Origin of the sequence: Pseudoalteromonas sp. Isolate3 (genome assembly GCF_022398505.1) — a bacterium.
In the GTDB taxonomy this organism is placed as follows: domain Bacteria; phylum Pseudomonadota; class Gammaproteobacteria; order Enterobacterales; family Alteromonadaceae; genus Pseudoalteromonas; species Pseudoalteromonas apostichopi.
The window spans coordinates 1-20,312 of the sequence record NZ_JAKEVN010000013.1 but is presented as its reverse complement, the minus strand read 5'-3'; the positions used below and the strand labels follow the sequence as shown (position 1 = coordinate 20,312).

The 20,312-nt window shown below is 40.2% G+C and carries 22 protein-coding genes and 1 tRNA gene; 11 read left to right on the top strand and 12 right to left on the bottom strand.

Annotated elements, in window-relative coordinates; genetic code table 11:
• Window positions 1–129: 129 nt before the first annotated feature.
• The 3 genes from L1D46_RS04745 to L1D46_RS04735 form a co-directional block, all read right to left on the bottom strand.
• Window positions 130–345 carry a DUF3820 family protein gene (locus tag L1D46_RS04745; RefSeq protein WP_062564309.1) on the bottom strand — a complete coding sequence of 72 codons (216 nt, stop codon included), beginning with the start codon at window positions 343–345 and terminating at the stop codon, window positions 130–132.
• Between the two features lie 138 nt (window positions 346–483).
• Entirely contained in the window at window positions 484–765 is a 282-nt protein-coding gene (locus L1D46_RS04740) for a hypothetical protein (RefSeq protein ID WP_130051078.1), read from the bottom strand.
• Between the two features lie 283 nt (window positions 766–1,048).
• Window positions 1,049–2,620 (bottom strand): cation:proton antiporter family protein, encoded by a 1,572-nt coding sequence (locus L1D46_RS04735; RefSeq protein ID WP_167658352.1) that lies wholly within the window; start codon window positions 2,618–2,620, stop codon window positions 1,049–1,051.
• Window positions 2,621–2,841: 221 nt separating this feature from the next.
• Here L1D46_RS04735 and L1D46_RS04730 point away from each other — a divergent pair, with 221 nt between their 5' ends.
• Both L1D46_RS04730 and L1D46_RS04725 read left to right on the top strand, forming a co-directional pair.
• Window positions 2,842–3,585, top strand: coding sequence for a sporulation protein (locus L1D46_RS04730; protein ID WP_130051080.1), 744 nt, complete (start codon window positions 2,842–2,844; stop codon window positions 3,583–3,585).
• Window positions 3,586–3,654: 69 nt separating this feature from the next.
• Window positions 3,655–4,092 (top strand): GNAT family N-acetyltransferase, encoded by a 438-nt coding sequence (locus L1D46_RS04725; RefSeq protein ID WP_130051081.1) that lies wholly within the window; start codon window positions 3,655–3,657, stop codon window positions 4,090–4,092.
• A gap of 24 nt (window positions 4,093–4,116) precedes the next feature.
• Here the strand turns inward: L1D46_RS04725 and L1D46_RS04720 are convergent, their stop codons facing one another.
• The 6 genes from L1D46_RS04720 to L1D46_RS04695 all read right to left on the bottom strand — a co-directional run bounded on the left by L1D46_RS04720 (window position 4,117) and on the right by L1D46_RS04695 (window position 9,865).
• On the bottom strand, window positions 4,117–5,469 hold the full coding sequence (locus tag L1D46_RS04720; RefSeq protein WP_239976932.1) for a sodium-dependent transporter: 1,353 nt from the start codon (window positions 5,467–5,469) through the stop codon (window positions 4,117–4,119).
• A 173-nt stretch (window positions 5,470–5,642) separates the two neighbouring features.
• On the bottom strand, window positions 5,643–6,932 hold the full coding sequence (locus L1D46_RS04715; RefSeq protein WP_130051083.1) for an ATP-binding protein: 1,290 nt from the start codon (window positions 6,930–6,932) through the stop codon (window positions 5,643–5,645).
• Window positions 6,933–6,944: 12 nt separating this feature from the next.
• Window positions 6,945–7,649 (bottom strand): response regulator transcription factor, encoded by a 705-nt coding sequence (locus L1D46_RS04710; RefSeq protein WP_130051084.1) that lies wholly within the window; start codon window positions 7,647–7,649, stop codon window positions 6,945–6,947.
• Window positions 7,650–7,662: 13 nt separating this feature from the next.
• Window positions 7,663–8,064: a DUF3019 domain-containing protein gene (locus L1D46_RS04705; RefSeq protein ID WP_167658349.1), complete on the bottom strand. Its 402-nt coding sequence runs from the start codon at window positions 8,062–8,064 to the stop codon at window positions 7,663–7,665.
• Window positions 8,054–8,893: a MipA/OmpV family protein gene (locus tag L1D46_RS04700; protein ID WP_239976930.1), complete on the bottom strand. Its 840-nt coding sequence runs from the start codon at window positions 8,891–8,893 to the stop codon at window positions 8,054–8,056. Before L1D46_RS04700 ends, L1D46_RS04705 begins: the two co-directional genes overlap by 11 nt.
• A 165-nt stretch (window positions 8,894–9,058) precedes the next feature.
• Window positions 9,059–9,865, bottom strand: coding sequence for a hypothetical protein (locus tag L1D46_RS04695; protein ID WP_239976928.1), 807 nt, complete (start codon window positions 9,863–9,865; stop codon window positions 9,059–9,061).
• A 115-nt stretch (window positions 9,866–9,980) separates the two neighbouring features.
• On the opposite strand from L1D46_RS04695, the gene L1D46_RS04690 reads away from it, so the two are divergent.
• On the top strand, window positions 9,981–11,129 hold the full coding sequence (locus tag L1D46_RS04690; RefSeq protein ID WP_130051088.1) for a serine hydrolase domain-containing protein: 1,149 nt from the start codon (window positions 9,981–9,983) through the stop codon (window positions 11,127–11,129).
• Between the two features lie 107 nt (window positions 11,130–11,236).
• Here L1D46_RS04690 and yhbY read toward each other — a convergent pair whose 3' ends face one another.
• The gene (yhbY, locus tag L1D46_RS04685; protein WP_130052264.1) at window positions 11,237–11,533 is read right to left on the bottom strand and encodes a ribosome assembly RNA-binding protein YhbY; all 297 of its coding nucleotides are present in this window, start codon (window positions 11,531–11,533) and stop codon (window positions 11,237–11,239) included.
• Between the two features lie 88 nt (window positions 11,534–11,621).
• On the opposite strand from yhbY, the gene rlmE reads away from it, so the two are divergent.
• The 8 genes from rlmE (at window position 11,622) to L1D46_RS04645 (ending at window position 19,026) form a co-directional block, all read left to right on the top strand.
• Window positions 11,622–12,251 carry a 23S rRNA (uridine(2552)-2'-O)-methyltransferase RlmE gene (gene rlmE / locus L1D46_RS04680; RefSeq protein WP_130051089.1) on the top strand — a complete coding sequence of 210 codons (630 nt, stop codon included), beginning with the start codon at window positions 11,622–11,624 and terminating at the stop codon, window positions 12,249–12,251.
• Between the two features lie 66 nt (window positions 12,252–12,317).
• The gene (gene ftsH, locus L1D46_RS04675; RefSeq protein WP_130051090.1) at window positions 12,318–14,255 is read left to right on the top strand and encodes an ATP-dependent zinc metalloprotease FtsH; all 1,938 of its coding nucleotides are present in this window, start codon (window positions 12,318–12,320) and stop codon (window positions 14,253–14,255) included.
• A gap of 105 nt (window positions 14,256–14,360) precedes the next feature.
• Window positions 14,361–15,209, top strand: a complete 849-nt coding sequence (folP, locus tag L1D46_RS04670) for a dihydropteroate synthase (protein WP_167658387.1) — start codon at window positions 14,361–14,363, stop codon at window positions 15,207–15,209.
• Complete coding sequence (gene glmM, locus L1D46_RS04665) at window positions 15,202–16,557, top strand: phosphoglucosamine mutase (RefSeq protein WP_130051091.1); 1,356 nt, start codon at window positions 15,202–15,204, stop codon at window positions 16,555–16,557. The genes folP and glmM overlap by 8 nt, the downstream gene beginning before the upstream one ends.
• A gap of 69 nt (window positions 16,558–16,626) precedes the next feature.
• Entirely contained in the window at window positions 16,627–17,376 is a 750-nt protein-coding gene (tpiA, locus tag L1D46_RS04660) for a triose-phosphate isomerase (protein WP_130051092.1), read from the top strand.
• A 1-nt stretch (window position 17,377) separates the two neighbouring features.
• Window positions 17,378–17,725, top strand: a complete 348-nt coding sequence (gene secG, locus L1D46_RS04655; protein ID WP_130051093.1) for a preprotein translocase subunit SecG — start codon at window positions 17,378–17,380, stop codon at window positions 17,723–17,725.
• A 77-nt stretch (window positions 17,726–17,802) separates the two neighbouring features.
• Window positions 17,803–17,887, top strand: a tRNA-Leu gene (locus L1D46_RS04650).
• Between the two features lie 194 nt (window positions 17,888–18,081).
• Window positions 18,082–19,026: a general glycosylation pathway protein gene (locus L1D46_RS04645; protein ID WP_239976927.1), complete on the top strand. Its 945-nt coding sequence runs from the start codon at window positions 18,082–18,084 to the stop codon at window positions 19,024–19,026.
• Between the two features lie 42 nt (window positions 19,027–19,068).
• Here L1D46_RS04645 and L1D46_RS04640 read toward each other — a convergent pair whose 3' ends face one another.
• A complete protein-coding gene (locus L1D46_RS04640; protein ID WP_167658344.1) occupies window positions 19,069–19,221 on the bottom strand; it encodes a hypothetical protein in 153 nt (50 codons plus the stop codon).
• A complete protein-coding gene (locus L1D46_RS04635) occupies window positions 19,221–20,063 on the bottom strand; it encodes a VOC family protein (RefSeq protein WP_130051095.1) in 843 nt (280 codons plus the stop codon). The genes L1D46_RS04640 and L1D46_RS04635 overlap by 1 nt, the downstream gene beginning before the upstream one ends.
• Window positions 20,064–20,312: the final 249 nt, after the last annotated feature.

Here is a 20,312-nt window from a genome sequence, read left to right as displayed (position 1 = left end):
CTTAGATTAAAGGTATTTTTGCAGGCATAAAAAAAGCGCCTAAGGCGCTTTTTAAAGATTAAAACCAAAAATAAACAAGTAGCAAAGTAATAGACCGCACTTAATTATAAAAGTTCGAAAAAAGGTTAATTATTTTTCATCTAATAATGGCATTAGCATTTTTTCTAGGCCATTGAGCTTCACTTCATACATCATCGCTAGTTGTGCACCTAACTGGGAATCAGGAAATCCTTGTTGTTTAAACCACACCAAATAAGGCTCTGGCAGCAATAATAAAGGGCGACCAGCATACTTTCCAAATGGCATCTTAGTATTTATGGCGCGTTTGAGTTGAGCTGTATCCATCTTTATCTCAAAGAAATATTAAAGCTAGATGATACGGTAAAAAGGGGAGAGAAAATAGGCTGTGACGGGCAAGAAACAGCCTATTTAGTGAGGGATGTAGGCCCTCAGAATAACAGCCACTAAATTAATTACGGCGTATTAGTGTAGTTGGTTACGACGCTTTTTCGTAAAGCCAAGCTTATTTAGCTTGAGGGCAATAGCTGGGTCGTCGATTCGTTCAGGTGTTTCACAGTCACGAAGAAAATGATCACTAGGTACTTGATATACATCGAGCATCTTGTTGAATAGCACGGTTCTAATATCCAAAGCAGTCATGCCGTTATTTTGTAACTCATCAAGTTGCTGCTGAATATCTGAAAGTTTCCCACCACGTGCATCATCCGTATTTGCTAAAAACTCGTTGGTAAACTTATTTTTCATTTAAACAACCTCAATCAATCTAACCGCGCTGTATTTGAGATAACGAAATCACAACATGGCTAAACTTTTTTGTGTTAAAAATAGATACTTAGCTAAGCACCTTAGAATTAATTCTACTCTTTTTTTTAGCCTGATTGCTAATCTGGATGTAAAGCTTTGTAAATAGGCTTAACCCAATGTGGGGACGGGGTTGTTGAGGAAAGAAAACTAGTTAGCCAACTAACTGAATACAGTGAAAATAATTATCAGTACCATCTGGAGGTACTGATAATTTTTTTTTACATTAAGAGAAAAGTTTTTGTTTTACATGCTCAGCGAAGCCACTACCAGCTTCTAAATAGAAGTTATATGTCGAGTCAACCCCCATATCTTCTAGTTCTTTTTGCTGATCTGGGTAGTTTGCGATAGCAGTAACCTGACCTTCATAGCCAGAAGCACGAAGTTGCTCTAAAGCAAAAATATTTTGCATATGCTTCGGCATCGCAAGCATCACCATCCCTACATGTGAGTGATTTACACGCTGCCAGAAATCAGGGTCAGTGGCGTCTGCAAGCAATACACGGCGACCGCGTTTGATGTGTTTATCAACAACATCAGGCTTTATATCAATACCTGCGACAAGATTTGGATGGGTTTGGCTGATTGTTTCATAAGCACCTGTACCAATGCGACCCATGCCAAATATAACAATTTTTGTATCATTAAGGTTTACGGGCAGCTCTTCAGCAAGACGACTATCACTTTCAAATTTAAGCAGCCAATGTTCAATTTTCACATAAACTTCATTTGAGCGCTTATTTAATGGCGAAGCTAAAATAAAGGTGATCGACACAGCAATAGCCATCACTGCCAACCACTCAGAGGTGATCATATTACTGGTGGCGGCAACAGCACACACAATTAAGCCAAACTCACTATAATTAGCTAAGCTGAAGGCACTTAACAAAGAAGTACGAGCACGTAATTTGAATGTGTTTGTTAGCACATAATAAAGAGCAACTTTTAATGGTAAGACTAATATAATGATGATTGCAACGATCACTGCATGAGTTGTCAGTTCTGCATTCAAGCCAATATTTAAGAAAAAGCCGACTAATAATACGTCTTTTAAATTAAGTAACGACTTTGATAACTCACCAGCTTTTTTATGTGAAGCGAACATCATACCAATGATCAAAGCGCCTAAATCACCCTTAAGGCCCGCGAATTCAAAAGCCTGATAGCCAATAATAAGTGCAAAGAAAAAACCAAACAGCGGCAATAATTCACCGTGCTTTGAGCGGTTTAATACCCAAAACATCACAGGTCTTAAAACTGGTAAGCCGACTAATAATGCCAGTGCCCAAATATTTGGGGCTTTACCTGTACTGATGGCTAAGAAGATAACCGCAAAGATATCTTGCATAACTAAGATACCAATAGCAATTTTACCATGAAGGCTTGCCATTTCACCGCGCTCTTCAAGTACTTTTACTGCAAATACGGTGCTTGAGAAGCTAAAGGCAAAGCCGACTAATAATGCACTTTGCCAAGTCAGCTCATTAAATAAAGGTAGTGCTAAGGCACCTAATAACAACATAAAACCACTAAACAGCGTGCTACTCAAAACAATATGCATTGAGGCTGGCGCCCATACTTGTGGCTTCATTAGGTTAGATACTTTGAGTTTAAGACCAATGCTAAACAATAACAAAGTAACACCAAGACTTGCCAAGGTATTTAGCAGCTCGGTTGTCTTATATCCATATAGGTTGAGTGCAAAACCCGCTAATAAAAAGCCGATAAGAGGAGGCAGCTTTAACTGGTAAACAGCAAAGCCACAAACGAACGCGGTAGCAAAGTAGATTAGTTCCATAATTGTTCTTTTAACTTCATTTGTTTGAAGTGTAGCGAAATATTCGTAGTTGGAAAACAACAACGAGTAATAGGAGTTCAAAAAATAAGCACTTATACATGATTTATTGATTAATCCGGCAAAAGCATCATTTTTTCGCTGACATTAGCTTTTAATTGTGGTTAAGATGCATTAACAAAGGAATTTAAGCCATAGGTTAGAAGCTGGCTTAAGGAGAATAGATGTTTAAGAAAATCCTTGCATCAGTAGGTATTGGTGCAGCAAAAGTTGACACTGTACTCGAGACAGAGCATTTACAACCGGGTCAAAAGTTTAATGCCGTTATTGTCATCAAAGGTGGCGATGTGGACCAAGAAATATCGGGTTTAGACCTAGCACTTATGACACGTGTAAAAGTCGATGGCGAAGATGGTGAGTATTTCACAAACCATGTTATTGAAAAATGGCGTATTACAGATATAGGCACAATTGCAGCGGGTGTTGAAAAACATATTCCATTTGAAGCTCGCCTTCATTCTGAGACACCGATCACCGAAATTAATGCTGGTTATAACCAATCGCATGTTTGGCTTGAAACTGGCTTAGACATTGATTTAGCGCTTGATCCAACAGACCGTGATGCATTGCATATTTATCCTAATGACGCTGTAAGCACGTTTATGGAAGCGATGGATCGACTGGGCTTCAGTCTAGTAAAAGCGGATGTAGAAAAAGGCTTCTTAAGGGCTCCCACTTTTCAATCACACTCTGGTTGTTATCAAGAATTAGAATATCGCCCAAATAGCCGTAGCCTCTTTGGTTTACAAGAGGTTGAGTTGTCGTTTGTGCCTGAAGCGCATAAAACACATGTATTAATCGAACTTGATCGCGCCTTCAGAGGGGATGGTTATGTAGATTTAACCATTGAACATGATCATGTAAATCTGTCACAGCTATGTGATCAGCTAGAACGATTATTTGCTTAAAGACTAACTATTGGCTAGTTAGTTAAAACCCAGCTACGGCTGGGTTTTTTGTCTTCATAAAGGAGCGTTATGTTTTCTATTAAAAGTTATAGCGAACTCAGTAAAGATGAGTTATTCGCCATTTTACGGGCGCGGGTTGATGTATTTGTTGTAGAGCAAACCTGTCCTTACCCAGAAATTGACGAAGTTGATAACAATGAGCTTACTCAGCATATATTTTTGTTTAAAGCTCAGCAGGTAGCTGCCTATGCACGTTGCTATAAAAAGAATGAGCAATTTAGCGCATTTGGTCGAGTGCTGGTTGCAGAGCAATTTCGTGGTGATGGGTTGGCAACTAAACTTGTGCAAACCGCGATAGATACTTGTAAAAAACATTGGCCAGATAAAGCGATCATGATTGGTGCTCAGTGCTATTTAACCGGGTTTTATCAGCAATTTGACTTTGTAAATGTGGGGGATGATTATTTAGAAGATGGCATTCCACACCAGGATATGTGTTTGAGGTAGCCAAATGGCTACCTCCGTAATTTGTTAATTTAATAATGAGTTAGCAAATACCAATGCAATGGCAAGTGGACAAATGAACTTAATGTACCATGGCCATACTTTCCAGAAGAAGCTGTTTGCAGCTTCTGGGCATCCTTGTTGAATTTCTTTTAGTAAAGACGCACGATGCCAAATCCAACCGACAAAAATACAACACATTAAGCCTAGAATAGGCTGCCCAATCTTAGTGGTTAAAGTAATTACAAAACCAAATAACGTGCTTAGGTTAAATACGATTGTGAAACTAACGAGTGCAATGATACCACCGATGATCCAAGTAGCTTGAACACGTTTCAAAGCAAAGCGCTCAACTGCATAAGAAACAGGTGCTTCTAGCATCGAGATTGATGACGTTAATGCGGCAATACTCATTAAAGCAAAAAAAGCAAAGCCAACAAAAATACCTACATCACCCATGCTAGTGAATAATGCTGGTAGCACTTGGAATACCAAGGTATCTTCAGAAAGTAGGGCACCTTCAGCAGAAAAAATTTGTACGCCTTGCGCTTGTGCAACATACATAGCTGGAATAATCAATAAACCAGCTACAAAGGCAATGAACACATCGATTAAAGTAACATACGCACCTAGCGATACTAAATTCTCTTTTTTGCTTATGTATGAGCCGTAGATAATCATTACGCTGGTACCAAGCGACAGTGAGAAAAATGCTTGCCCTAATGCATTAACTAATAGTTCAGGGTTTAAAATTGATGAAAAATCAGGCACTAAGTAGGCTTTTAGGCCTGCCATTGCGCCATCTTGAGTCATTACATAAATGATCAGCATGAATAAGATGCCTAGCAGGGCTGGCATTAAACGTTTTGACCATTTTTCAATGCCGTTTTCTACACCTTTTGAAATAATAGCAACGGTTAGAATTATGAATGCAGCAGTAAATATAAGATTTCTTGATAGTGATTGCTCACTTAGCCAAGTGCTAGCTTGCTCTTGACTTGCTAACTGCGCAACGGGTTCGAGGGTTGCACTCAGCATCCAGCCAGCCACAATCGCATAGAAGCTTAAGATGAGACCCGCACAAATAATACCGCCAAAACCCACCACGAAGGCGAACTTCTTTTGCCATGCTTGATTCGTTACTTTTCGAAGTGAAGTGACGGCATTAGCTTGACCATGACGACCAATTACTAACTCAGCCATTAAAGCAGGATAAGCAAGACAAAATGCTAACACTAAATAAGCCACTAAAAACGCGGCACCGCCATTACTTGCAGTTTGTGTTGGGAAACCCCAAATATTTCCTAAGCCAACAGCAGAGCCTGCTGCAGCCATAATAAATCCAAAGCGGGAGCTGAACTCCCCACGTGATGCGCTCATATTATTGTTACTTCTCTATTTGTGACGGCGCTGACAATCTACTCGAATTAACACTAAATAAAAAGGGTTAATCATCCGCATTTTCGTTGTTCTTCGTTGTGTGCGAGTTGTCAGCGTAGAATTCGTGCAATTGCGCATTACAATACGAAACAATTAACACAAATGAAACATGTTTATTGGCTTTTATTTTGGATTGTTATGCTAAAACAGGCGCCACCTAGCTGCTTACTTTTTGATACTTCGACCGTGCCGTGGTGCCAATCAGCGACTTTAGCCACGATAGCAAGACCTAGCCCGTAGCTTTCTCCATCGCGATTACGGTGCGTTTGTTCTTGAAAGAATGGGCTAAATACTTTTTGCCAATTTTGTTCGCTCACACCAGGGCCGTCATCTTCAATACTTATAGTGATGCACTCATTAGTACTGGTTGCACTGATTGAAATTTCAGACTCTGCAAAGTCACAGGCATTACTTAATAGATTAACAATGGCGCGTGCTAACCAGTGTAAATCAGCACAAATATCACCAACTTTAACTCGGTGACTGATTCGTAAACCGCGTTGCTCAAGCTTAGGTTCTATTTGATGAATTAAAGTTAGAATATAAGTTTGCAGATCAGAGTGGTTAAACGTTAGCTGATTAGATTTTTGCTCAAGTGTTGCAAATGCCAGATAACTTTTTAACATAGACTCCATTTGATCTAAGTCGTTTTCCATGCGTGCAAGATATTCAAGGCGCTTTTCTTCACTTGGACAGTCTTGTGCCGCTTCTAAACCAAATCGTAAACAAGCTATAGGTGTGCGAATATCATGAGATAAGCTCGATGCCATTAACTTATTCTCATCAAGGAGTTTTTCTATTTGGTTTGCCATGCGGTTAAATGTCAGTTCAACATCTTTGATATAAGTAAAGTGTGATAATTGAATGCGACTTTTTAAATCACCTTTTGCAAAGCGTTGTGCCGCCTCGTTTAATACGCTTAAACGCTTTGCAAGTGGTGCAATAATGAAGCCCATAAATACACATAACCCAGTGTAGAATAACAAGGTAAGTAATACATCGTTACCTTGTTCATGAGTTAAGTCTTTGTCTAGTCGCATTTTTATATGATGAGTATCAAGGGCTGCTTCACTGTAAAGCAAATAATAGCCTTGCTGATCTTCTAGAATGAGACCACTTGGCTGAGTTATTTGAGCTAATAATGAGTAAGGCAGCGCAAGGGATTGGGTTGGTCGATACTCAAGTTGTACAGAAAAGTCTTGATTAAACTCTGCAATAGCGTGCTCTCGTTGCTTCGCGTCAAGTTTAGCCAGTTGCTTTGCAAAACCTTTGATCATTTTCGTTTCGCTAGAAAACACATCCTGAGGTGCCTGGGTTTGTTGGCTAAAAGCATCAATTAGCCAGCCCAAAACAATGATTGAAAGCAAAGCGCTACCAAGTAGCGAAATATAAAACTTTTTCACAGGCGCTAGTCGTTATTGCCAAGCAGTGGCAACAAGTAAATAGCCTTTGCCCCAAATGGTTTTAATTTTTTCAGGGTGCTGTGGGTCATCATTAAATTTTTTTCTTAATGAGGAAATGAGTACATCTACACTTCTGTCCAAGCCATCATACTCTCGGCCTTTCGTTGCCTTAAACACCGCATCACGAGATACCACCTGACCTGCATTGCTTGCTAAATAGTTTAGCAGTAAATATTCAGCGCTTGAAATATGTACCTCGTCGTTAGCCAAGTAAACCGTGCGTGATTCAGTGTTAATTGATAATTTACCAACACTTATAAGTTCAGAGTTTGCAGCTTCATGCGTGTCGGTTTTAGAACGAAGTGCAGCTTTAATACGTGCTAATAAAGCGCGAGGGCGAACTGGTTTCATCATATAGTCGCTGGCACCCACTTCGAGGCCTATAACTTCATCCATTTCATCATCACGTGCAGTTAGCATAATAATCGGAGCTTGATAAAAATGCCTTAAATCGCGACACACACTAATACCATCTTGACCTGGTAGCATAATATCTAACAACACTAAGTCTGGATTTGTTTTACGTACTTGCTCAACTACTAGGTCACCGCGTTGGCATATAGTCGTTTGATAGCCTTGCTCAATTAAGTATTCCGCAACCCAGTTGGCGAGCGAGATATCATCTTCTACTAATAAGATAGTTCCGTAATGTTCCATTTTTTACTCCTGCTTAGAACAGTCGCCAACGACGTTTCTTCTGACGATTTTGATAGACCCACTGTAATTGTATTTCAGTGCTTGCAACAACCTTACCGTTATCACTACTTATAAGTTCAAAACCTATGGTTTCTGCTGAATCAAATTGGTATCTAAATAAGCCCTTTTGTTGCATTAACCAGCATTGCATTATGTGCTTGCTTTGTGCGTTACGTAAGCAGTAATTACCAACTTGCTGCTGGTGCCATGTAATATCAACTTCGGCATAACAATTTCTGCCTTCACGCAGCGCTACACAGGTATCTGGTAGTGCAACTAGTGCACTTTCGGTTGTCTGATCAGCTTCTAACTGCTGCTTGGCGAATAAGGGCCCTGACACCAAGAAGATAAAGCACAAGTAATACTTAGAAAACATAACGCACGCCTACCTTGGCTTTATGCTGATATTCTTGAGAGATAATAGGGCTTTGGTGGATATCATTTGAAAACCAAGTTGATAGCCAGCCAGTTAAAAATACCCAGTGCCTATTGATGGGGTATTCTGCGTGAAATTCAAAAATAAGGCTGTAAGAGGTATCTGGGTTATATGCTGGGCGTGTATCCAATGCTTCTGCGTCTGAAATGCCAAAGTAATAATCTGTAAAGTCATTTGAATAGGCACTCAAGCCAACGCCTGAGCGAAATTCCCAATTTCGCCAAGGGATAATTTGACTAAAAAATGAATTCATTACCCAACCATTATGCGCACCTGAAATATCATGCAGGTATTCAAATGAAATTTGCGAGTTTTCAAAGCGACGTGATAGGCGAAGACCTACATCAAAGTCGTAGTCGCGTGTTCTGATCCCTTCAAGCTCTTTAATTACTTCGTTACCATAAATATTTAAGCCTGTTTCATCAAATCCAGATTGAATGTTCGTGCCAACAATATCTAAGCCCCATTCAAATTTATCGATAACACTGTAACCGAGTGTTAAACCACCACTGAGTTGGCTCTGATCGTAATCAAGATAAAAACGGTCGTAAGAAACGGCGAGGTGAACATCTGGCTCTATACCATCATTGTATGAATCCATGCCAACAAGGTAAGAATCTTCAATGTAGTAACCTAGACCTATGCCCCAGTCCCATGCAAAACCTTGGCTTGGTTCTAAAGTATTATCTGCATAATAGCGATTACTAGCTCGGCTTGTGGTACTAAGCAGGGTTAAACATATCAATAATAGGGCACTATGAGCTCGCAACGTTGCTTCCTTGTCTGTTAGAAAGGGTAATAGCTTATAGTATATTGTTAAGGAGTTCCTGTAATCTGTAAAAAAATGTATTAGTAGGAATTGGAAGTGTAAGAAAGTGTTGCAAATTCAAGGAGGGCGCTGTTTGCCTATGGGTAGGCAAACAGCTAATGAGTTTTACTGAACTTTAATTTTATCGATTAAAATACTGCTCAAGTAGTACTGCATCATAGGTGTTAGAGCACTAATTTCTGTACGGTTACACGGGCCTTGCTCTTTTTTAAACGCGTTCACTTGTGTGAAGGTCTGATAAGCAGGAATAGTGACTTCTTTATTAATACGCTCCATCCGAGCTTGTTCTGAGTTTTGCTCGTGCACAAAACTCGCTACTTCAAGTTCATTCTTTATTAACTGTTGCTGTTCAAAACTATAGATAAGTGGCTCACGATGAAAACTTGCACTATCAATCGATGATTTTGCGAACCAAACAACATCACCGGTTTTTTTATGAGTCAGACGCATACTCACTTGGCCTAAAATAGTTGCACACTTTTGAACCGGGAACTGTTTTGCTACTTCATCAAATAAAGGCAATGGCTTTTCAGGTTTTACCAATTGGTATTCTGTGTCTTCAATCAATTCAAGATCAAGCTGGTGAATTGAAAGGGTATAGTCTGCTTGTGTACCTTCTTCTACAACCTTTAATTGCTTTGCTGTGAGTGCTTCGGCCAGCTGCGCGTAAAGCGTATCTGTTACACTGGTTTTATCAGCAACAATGACAACAGTTTGATGTGTACTAACCACATGTGCAGGTAATTGTACTGACTTTACTTTAGGCGCAGCATGCTCTGTTTGGTACTCAACTTGAAAGCGTTGGCTTTGTAAGCTTGGTTTCTTAGGCATTGAAAGTAACGGAGCTGGTTCAGGTTTTAGAGCACAACCAACTGAAATTAAAGTAAAAAACAAAACCACAAGTAAGCGCATGAAAAATAGTCTACCCATAAAAAGTTAAGATTAAGCGTATTGTACGTTAGTCGAGGCAAAAGTTCATGATATTATGTTATGAGAAACTTCCCAAACAGACTTAAAAAAATAAATAATGAAGTACAGCTCATCTTTAATTCTTTTTCTTTTTTCTTTATTACTGCTTGTGGTGAGTGGTGAAGCTACTTCGAGTGACAAACAGTGGCAAAGTTTCGTTGCTGACTATAATAAACACCTAACCCGAAAACTAAAAAGCAAAGGGATCCCAGGGGGTTCATTGGCGATTGTAAATATTGGTAATGAAGATTTTATTCGTGGTATTGGGCGAACAAAAATAGAAAAAGGTCGCAAAGTTGATAAACACACACGTTTTCGATTAGCGTCAGTATCAAAAACTTTTGCCGGCTCGTTGACCGCAAAACTTGCAGCACAAGGTGAGTTTAATATTGACGACCCAATAAGTAAGTTTATTCCTGCTTTTTCTAATACAGCTTATAAAGATGACTTAAAAATCTATCACATCCTTAGTCACTCAAGTGGCTTAGTACCTAATGCATACGATAACCTTATTGAGTCGCGTATGAGCTACCCAGACATTGTTGAGCGGTTATTGACTGTTGAACCTATCTGTAAACCAAGCGAGTGCTACGGTTATCAAAATGTGATGTTTAGCTTGATTGATTCTGTAATTTATCAATCAACACAGATGGATTACTCGCACTGGATTTCAGAGTATATATTTGCTCCCTTGAAAATGGTGGATGCCAGTGTTGGTTTTGAGGGGATGGTAAGAGATGATAATTATGCTCACCCTCATGTTCGTGGAAGAAAGCGTTGGTATACTTCACGATTAAAGAAAAACTATTATAAGGTACCTGCCGCTGCAGGTGTCAATGCCAGCGCAAATGATATGGCTATTTGGTTGAATGCGCAGTTAGGGCAGTATCCTGACGTGTTACCTCTAGAAGCACTTATTAAGCAAACACGCCCTTATACACATACTAAAAAGGAAACTCGTCGTAGAGTTTGGCGTAGTCATGTCAAAGATGCTTATTATGGGTTGGGTTGGCGTGTATATAACTATGATGATGAACTGCTGTATTACCATAGTGGCTGGGTGCAAGGTTATCGCAGCGATATTGTTGTGTTTCCACATCTGAACATAGGGTTTAGCTTAGTTCTCAATGCTGAAACTGGGTTAATTAATGAGTTAACCACTGAGTTTATCAATCGGGTACTGAAATACACTCGTGAGCAAAAATAACCTAGGTAAAAAAGTTTAGTTACAAATTAATGCAAAAATTTTTTTGCCTACAAAAAAGCCAGCATTTTTGCTGGCTTTTCCTTGATTCAAGATTTCCTCGGGTTAGATTAACCGCGTGGTAATTGAATCTTTTTCTCTTCGCTTTGGCGATACAACACAATTGTGTGGCCAATTGTTTGTAGTTTTGTTGCGCCTGTCTCGCGAACAATAGCATCAAAAATCAATGTCTTAGTTTCACGTTCGTCAGTAGGAACTTTAACTTTGATTAGCTCATGAATATCTAGAGCGCTTTCAATTTCAACTAAAACGCCTTCGGTTAACCCGTTTGCACCAAGTAATACAACAGGTTTTAAACTGTGCGCTTGGCCTTTTAAAAACTGCTTTTGTTTGTTCGATAATTTCATCATGTTACAAATTTTGCTGAATATGGCTTGAATTAAGGGTATTCTAACGCCATCTAGAGAATATTACTAATTAGTTACGTATTAATTTATGGCAAATAAAAAACATTCAGCCAGTTCTAAGCGTTGGCTGAAGGAACATTTCGACGATCCTTATGTTCACGAAGCGCAAAAGAAAGGCTGGCGTTCTCGTGCGGTTTTCAAATTAGACGAAATTCAGAACAAAGATAAATTAATTAAACCATCGATGGCTGTGGTTGATTTAGGTGCTGCACCAGGTAGTTGGTCGCAATATTTAGCGGAAAAGGTAGGTGACAAAGGCCAAGTTATTGCTTGTGATATTTTACCTATGGACTCGCTGGCAGGTGTTGACTTTTTACAAGGTGACTTTCGTGAAGAAGCGGTGCTTGATGCTCTATTGACACGCATTGATGGAAAAAACGTGGATGTTGTTTTTTCTGATATGGCGCCAAATATGAGCGGCAATACATCTGTTGACCAAGCTGGTAGTATGTACTTAGTTGAGTTGGCATTAGATATGTGCCACCAAGTTTTAAAGAAAAATGGCGCATTTTGTGTCAAAGTCTTCCAAGGTGAAGGATTTGATCAATACTTGCAGGAAGTACGTAATAGCTTTAAAGCGGTGAAAATTAGAAAGCCTGATGCATCACGCGCCCGTTCTCGGGAAGTTTATATAGTGGCGACAGGCTACAAACTGTAGTACAGTTGTGCTGCGTTAAGTTGAATTTAAATTAATTGGATACAAGAGGTTAACTCCTTGAGCGATATGGCGAAAAATCTAATACTCTGGCTGGTCATTGCAGTAGTGCTAATGTCAGTGTTTCAGAGCTTTAATGGTGGTGATCAGGCTGATCGCCAAACAAGTTACACTCAATTTGTTAGCGACGCTCGTAGTGGCGCTATCCAAGAAGTCTCAATTGAAAGCACAACGGGTACTATTACAGGTACCAAAACAAACGGTGAACGCTTTCAAACCATCATGCCTATGTATGATAAAGACATCTTGAATGATCTTTTAAAAAGCAATGTTAATGTTAAAGGCGTTAAGCCTGAAGAGCAGTCATTCCTCGCCAGCATTTTAATCTCTTGGTTCCCAATGTTACTGCTTATTGGTGTATGGATTTTCTTCATGCGTCAAATGCAAGGCGGTGGCGGTAAAGGTGCGATGTCTTTTGGTAAGAGCAAAGCGCGCCTGATGAGCGAAGACCAAGTTAAAACGACTTTTGCTGACGTAGCGGGTTGTGACGAAGCGAAAGAAGATGTAACTGAGTTAGTTGACTTCTTGCGTGACCCATCAAAATTCCAAAAGCTTGGTGGCAGCATCCCGAAAGGCGTGTTGATGGTTGGTCCTCCAGGTACTGGTAAAACGTTACTTGCTAAAGCAGTAGCTGGTGAAGCTAAAGTGCCGTTTTTCACAATTTCAGGTTCTGATTTCGTAGAAATGTTTGTTGGTGTTGGTGCATCACGTGTACGTGATATGTTCGAACAAGCGAAAAAAGCAGCACCTTGTATCATCTTCATTGATGAAATCGATGCAGTAGGCCGTAAACGTGGTGCTGGCATGGGTGGTGGTCACGATGAGCGTGAGCAAACACTTAACCAAATGCTGGTTGAAATGGACGGCTTTGAAGGTAACGAAGGTATTATCGTTATTGCTGCAACTAACCGCCCAGATGTATTAGACCCTGCGTTATTACGTCCTGGCCGTTTTGACCGCCAAGTTGTTGTTGGTCTTCCTGACATTCGTGGCCGTGAACAAATCCTTAAAGTTCATATGCGTAAAGTGCCTTTAGGTGACAACGTAGAAGCCGCTGTTATTGCACGTGGTACGCCAGGTTTTTCTGGTGCAGACCTTGCAAACTTAGTTAACGAAGCAGCATTATATGCAGCTCGTGGGAACAAGCGCGTAGTAAGCATGGCTGAATTTGATGCCGCAAAAGATAAAATCATGATGGGTGCAGAGCGCAAGACCATGGTGATGAGTGAGCAAGAAAAAGAAATGACTGCTTACCATGAAGCGGGTCACGCGATTGTTGGTCGCATGGTACCTGAACACGATCCGGTTTATAAAGTGTCTATCATTCCTCGTGGACGTGCGCTAGGTGTCACTATGTACTTGCCAGAGCAAGATCGTGTGAGCCACTCAAAAGAGCTATTAGAGTCAATGATTTCTAGCCTTTATGGTGGTCGTATCGCCGAAGCGCTAATTTATGGTGAAGACAAAGTTACAACCGGTGCAAGTAACGATATTGAACGTGCAACAGATATTGCTCGTAAAATGGTTACCCAATGGGGTCTAAGTGAGAAACTTGGTCCGTTACTTTATGCTGAAGATCAAAACGAAATGTACATGGGTGGCGGCGGTAGCCGTTCTATGAGCATGTCTGATGAAACAGCAAAAGTGATCGACACAGAAGTTCGTTTATTCTCAGATCGTAACTATCAACGTGCAGAGCAAATCCTTAAAGATAACATTGATATCTTACATGCAATGAAAGATGCATTAATGAAGTACGAAACGATTGATGCCGGTCAAATTGATGACTTAATGGCACGTCAGCCTGTACGAGAGCCGCGTGATGTTCATGACCGTCGTTCAGATGATAAAAAGCCTACAGCAAAAGCAGAGCCTGTAGCCAATGAGACAAAAGAGGATGATTCAGTAAAAAAGGATGAAACAAGCCTTGATGACAAAGCTGAATAATCGTTAAAATATACACAGCAAAAACCCCGGATGCCGGGGTTTTTTTTTAGCATTAAATTGGCTCTTTGTTAGTAGAGCAAATGCATGGAAGATTTGAAGGTAAAAATGACCGCTCTTAAATTACCCCGAGGTCGTATTTTACACCTCGATTCCCCTGTCGTGATGGGGATTTTAAATGTCACTCCTGATTCATTTTCTGATGGTGGCAGCTACTGCCAACTAGACAGCGCTGTCAAGCAAGCTCAAATATTATTAAACCAAGGTGCAAAAATAATAGATATAGGCGGCGAGTCAACACGTCCAGGGGCTCCAGATGTATCTCTTGAAGATGAGCTTGAGCGAGTTATACCTTTAGTCAAAGCACTTAGAAAAACTAGCGACTGCATCATTTCCATTGATACCAGTAAAAGTGAAGTCATGCGCCAAGCGATTATTGCTGGTGCTGACATCATTAATGATGTTAGAGCATTGCAAGAACCTGGGGCTATTGAGGTCTTAGCTCAATACCCTGAGGTGGCAATTTGCTTAATGCACATGCAAGGTCAGCCTCGCACTATGCAAAGTAACCCACACTATGATGATTTGTTTACTGATATTAATGAGTTCTTTGCAGAGCGTTTAGCCAAATGTGAGCAAGCGGGTATTCAGCAACAGCGTATTATTTTAGACCCAGGTTTTGGTTTTGGTAAAACACTGGCTCATAATTACGAAATCTTAAATAAGTTTGATGTATTTAATCAATTCAAGTTACCGGTTCTCGCGGGGTTATCTCGTAAATCGATGATCGGTAATTTATTAAATAGAGAAACACATGAACGCTTAGCGGGAAGCTTAGCTGGTGCGCTGATTGCAGCACAAAATGGTGCGAAAATTATCCGCGTTCATGACGTACAAGAAACAGTTGATGTGCTTAGCGTTTGGCAAGCATGCACGAAAGGAATTACAAATGAGTAAAACAAGAAAGTATTTTGGCACGGATGGTGTTCGCGGTATGGTTGGTGAGTTTCCAATCACTCCTGAATTTGCATTGAAGTTAGGCTGGGCAGCAGGTCGCGTATTATCAAAAATAGGGACGAAAAAGGTTATTATTGGTAAAGATACCCGTATTTCTGGCTATATGCTCGAAACATCACTTGAAGCTGGTTTAATAGCTGCTGGCATCGATGTTGTATTATTGGGCCCTATGCCGACTCCCGCGGTGGCGTATCTTACACAAACTTTCCGCGCTGAAGCGGGGATTGTAATTAGTGCATCTCATAACCCTTACCACGATAATGGTATTAAGTTCTTTTCAAGCAGAGGTTTAAAACTACCAGATGAAGTTGAGCTTGAAATTGAAGCTATGATGGACGAACCAATGACCTGTGTTGCCTCTGATAAACTTGGTAAAGCACGTCGTTTAGAAACGGCAGATGGCCGTTACATTGAGTTTTGTAAAAGCCAATTCCCGCAAGGCTTATCACTTGAAGGTTTAAAAATCGTTCTTGATTGCGCAAATGGTGCTACCTATCACATTGCTCCTTCAGTAATGCGTGAGTTAGGTGCTGAGGTTATCTGTCATGCTTGTGAGCCAAATGGTGTCAATATTAACCTTGAATGTGGTGCAACTCACGTTGAAACCCTAAAACGTAAAGTTCTTGAGCACAATGCTGATGTAGGTATTGCTTACGATGGTGACGGTGACCGTGTAATGATGGTTGACCATAATGGGCGAATTTTTGATGGTGATGACATTGTTTATATCATTGCTTGTCAAGCAGCCAACGACGATATGTTAGGTGGTGGTGTTGTTGGTACTGTTATGTCAAACATGGGTCTTGAAAATGCCTTAAAAGCACGTGGCATTGGTTTTGCTCGCAGTAAAGTAGGTGACCGTTATGTAATGGAGTTATTGCAAGAAAATGGTTGGAAAATCGGTGGTGAAAGCTCAGGTCACGTATTAAACCTTGATTTAATTAGCACGGGTGATGGCATTATTTCAAGCTTACAAGTGTTGGCTGCGATGGTTGCTCAGAATAAAACATTGCAAGACTTAGGGGCTGGTTTTACAAAGTACCCAATGAAAATGATCAATGTGCGTTACCCACAAGGCACTGATCCAACGCAAGATCAAGCTGTCGTTGATATGGTGGCACTGGTTGAAGAACAGTTAGGTGATACAGGTCGTGTATTACTGCGTAAATCAGGGACTGAGCCAGTTGTACGAGTAATGGTTGAAGCTGAACAGGAAAAGGTTGTTCTTGATAGCGCACGCAAAATTGCCGAAGTTGTCGAAACTGTGAGCAAACAAACCGAGGCATAACAATAACCTCTTGTAACTTTGGGCAAGTCGAGTTAGTATCTTGCCCGCTTTCTAATGTGGAGTGGAATAATGGCAACACGTAAGCCGATGGTCGCAGGTAATTGGAAAATGAACGGCTCTTTAGAGCTTGTTGAACAGTTATCAACTGCTATCAAAAATGTTCAATCGGATGAACTGGATATAGTGGTGTTTCCACCATTCCCATTGTTGAGTTCTTTGCAGCAACAAAACGTAACTTTTGGTTCGCAAACAGTCTCTGAAAATCATGCTGGTGCGTTTACTGGTGAAGTAGATGCCCAGTTAGTAAAAGACTTAGGCGCAACTTTTACACTTGTTGGTCACTCTGAACGTCGTAGCATATACGGTGAGTCAGATGACGTTGTTGCAGATAAGTTTGCACGAGCGCAGCAAGTTGGCTTAACACCTATTCTGTGTGTTGGTGAAAGTGAACAGCAACGTGAAGCAAATGAAACTGAATTAGTGGTTGCAGCACAAATTGATGCTGTAATTAGCAAATTAGGTGTAGCAGCACTGAAGAATTCTGTGGTAGCATACGAGCCCGTTTGGGCCATTGGCACAGGTAAGACTGCCTCTCCTGAGCAAGCGCAAGCTGTACATAAGTTTATTCGTGAGAAAATTGCTTCTTCGGATAGCGAAATAGCACAGCAACTAACCATCTTATATGGTGGTAGCGTGAATGAAAAAAATAGCGAATTATTATTTGCACAACCAGATATAGACGGTGGCCTTATTGGCGGCGCGAGTCTTAAAGCAGATTCGTTTACTGCTATCTGTGAAAGTGCAAAAGGGACCGTATAAGATGTACGAAATTTTATTAGTAGTTTATTTAATCGTTGCTTTAGCATTAGTTGGTATGGTTTTAATCCAACAAGGTAAAGGCGCTGATATGGGTTCATCATTTGGTGCAGGTGCTTCTGCAACTGTGTTTGGCTCATCAGGTGCTGGTAACTTCATGACTAAAACAACAACAATCTTAGCGACGATCTTCTTCGTACTAAGTATTGTTCTGGGCAACCTTACTGCAGGTCAAATTAAAAAGACTGATGAGTGGGAAAACCTAGAGGCTGCGCCAGCTGTTGAAACTGTAACACCAGCACAAACTGATGTGCCTGTGACAGAAGAAAAAGCGTCTGACGTACCTAACTAATTAGTTTTTACTAATTATTGTTAAGTAGTTTTCATTCCTCAAGTAAACAACAAGCTTAACAACATACAGAATTGTATGCGGATGTGGTGGAATTGGTAGACACGCCATCTTGAGGGGGTGGTGGCTTCGGCCGTGGGGGTTCAAGTCCCCCCATCCGCACCAAAATTAAAAAGCCGTAACTTAATAAGTTACGGCTTTTTTCGTTTTAGTGCTTTTTAATTATACTCTGCACTTTTATAGTGCCTTGATCATTGTTTTTAAATCTTCAAATCCTCCAATCAACTGATTATCAAGGCGTTACAAATTTGGAGCCTTCCTTGCTTAGCTTAGTGTGTCTATTACTCTAAGGAAGCAAAATGGCAAGAATGAGTTATTTAAGTGCTATAGAACGCTATGAAGAGCAACAAGTGCTTATTCATAATTTACTGCTCTCAATACTGGCAAGCGTTCAGGCATCTTTAACTAACAAGCAAGAATATCAGCAGCTAGTCAATCAATATCCATTTCTAGAATTACAATATTGCTTGAATGAGCAAGGTATTCAGCAGGGTTATAATGTTTGTTTTAAACGTCAATATAAGAAAAAACTCGCGCATGTAGGGGCTGGTCAGGACTTAAGTGCTCGGCCTTATTTCTTACTTGCTTCAGCTTCGCCTGATCCCCATTTTACTTCGCCGTATATTTCGACAGCAACAAAGCATTTATGTATTTCAGTTATTAAAATGATTCCTTCCGAAAAAGGTAAGCAGCAATTTTTGGTAATTGATGTGTGCTTAACTGAGTTAATCGAATTTATTATGGGAGATATTAAGCGAGCAAGAATGACACCTTACTTCAGGGTTGGTTATGGTCTGATTGTTGGCTGTTTGTTTTGCTTGGTAATTTATCTGTTATATAAGGTGTTTGCTGGTATGGTGGATTTAGTCTTGAATGAAGATATGCAGTCAGATCCTCTTAAGCCATTTACTATTATTATCTTTGTTACTTTAGCTTTGGCTATTTTCGATTTAGGGAAAACTATACTGGAAGAAGAAATTCTTATGCATAAGGATATTTTTCGTCACAGCTCGACAAGACGCACGATTACACGCTTTATCTCAACAATACTGATTGCGGTATCAATAGAAGCTTTGCTTACCATGTTTAAAGCAGCACTAGGGCAAACAGAGTATGTTATACCCGCTGTTTTGATGATGTTTGCTGTAGTTGGACTTTTGATTGCTCTTGCTATTTACGTTTACTTAGGCGCTAAGGCTGAAGATGTGCTTACACAGGTTCAGCGCTTAAAAGTAAAACATTAATGAATAGGGCGCTTTGTTTAAAACGCAGAGCCCTATAATTTATTAAAGTGTACCGCCAATACCAATGCTCGGATTAACATATACAGGGCCTACTTTAAACGGCGCATTAATATCTAGGCTTGCATAGGGGGTGCAGGCGTTTAAAGCTAACAGTGCAGCCGCAAGAGCAGCTAAGCGAATCATTTTTTTATTCATTACATTTGCTCCTGAATTACAATACCAGCACCCGCTGGATCACGAATAATTGCGACGCTGCCATTACGGACTTTGTCATTTGGTGCCATCAGAACTATGCCGCCTGCGGCGGTTACTTTTAATAGGGTCGCATCAACATCAGCTACTTTGATGTAATTTACCCATGTGTTACCAATCTCGGCATCTGGTTTTTTTACAAAGCCAATAGCAGGTGTGCCATTTAAAGCTAAGTAACTGTAATTGCCATTGTTAAGTGGTTTACTTTGTGCTGAATAACTGTCAAGTGATTGATAAAAGGCTTTGCTTTGATCTGGGTTATCACTCCATACTTCTTGCCAAATCCAGCCGTTATCAGTTTGCTGAGTTTCTGGGTCACCATTAACTGTATTGATCAGCGAAAATACAGCCCCTTGTGGGTCTTCTAATACAGCAATAGTGCCACGGCCTTTAATTTCGGTACTGCTTACTAAGACTTTACCTCCGGCTTTGATAGTTTTTTCACTGACAGCAGCTATATCTTTGCTACTGATAAGGCTCAGCCAATGGCTGGCATTTTGCTTATTATCGAGCTCAGCAATGCCTGCAATTAACTTACCCTCTAGTGATGCTAGTGTATAGTTGTCGTTAACTTCTTTAAACTGCCAACCAAACACGCTGGCGTAAAATGCTTGAGATTGAGCCAAATTGGGGGTGATTAAATCGTGCCAGACAACGTGACCTGAGTTTTTTGTTCCTGAATCACTGATTGCGGGAAGTTCGCTTGAGGTAAGCTGGCAACCTACCAATGAAACCGCTGAAACAGCCAATAAAATCGCAGTTCGTAAGGGAGTGGGTAATTTCAAAATTTGCTCCTTGCAAAATAGGGTCAAATAAAAGCATAGACCATTATTTGTTTGTTATTCAATCAAAAAACAGTTATTTAATGACCTCATTTTGATGCTTTGCCACTATTTTTATAATTGTGTTTTTAGTCTTATTAACTGTTTTGTATAAATCAGTTGAAAGTCATCGTTTGAATGTATTTAGCCTCTTAATAAGAATTCATCATAAAAGCAATAAGTTAATTATTACCTGTGTTAGCGAGTTAATAT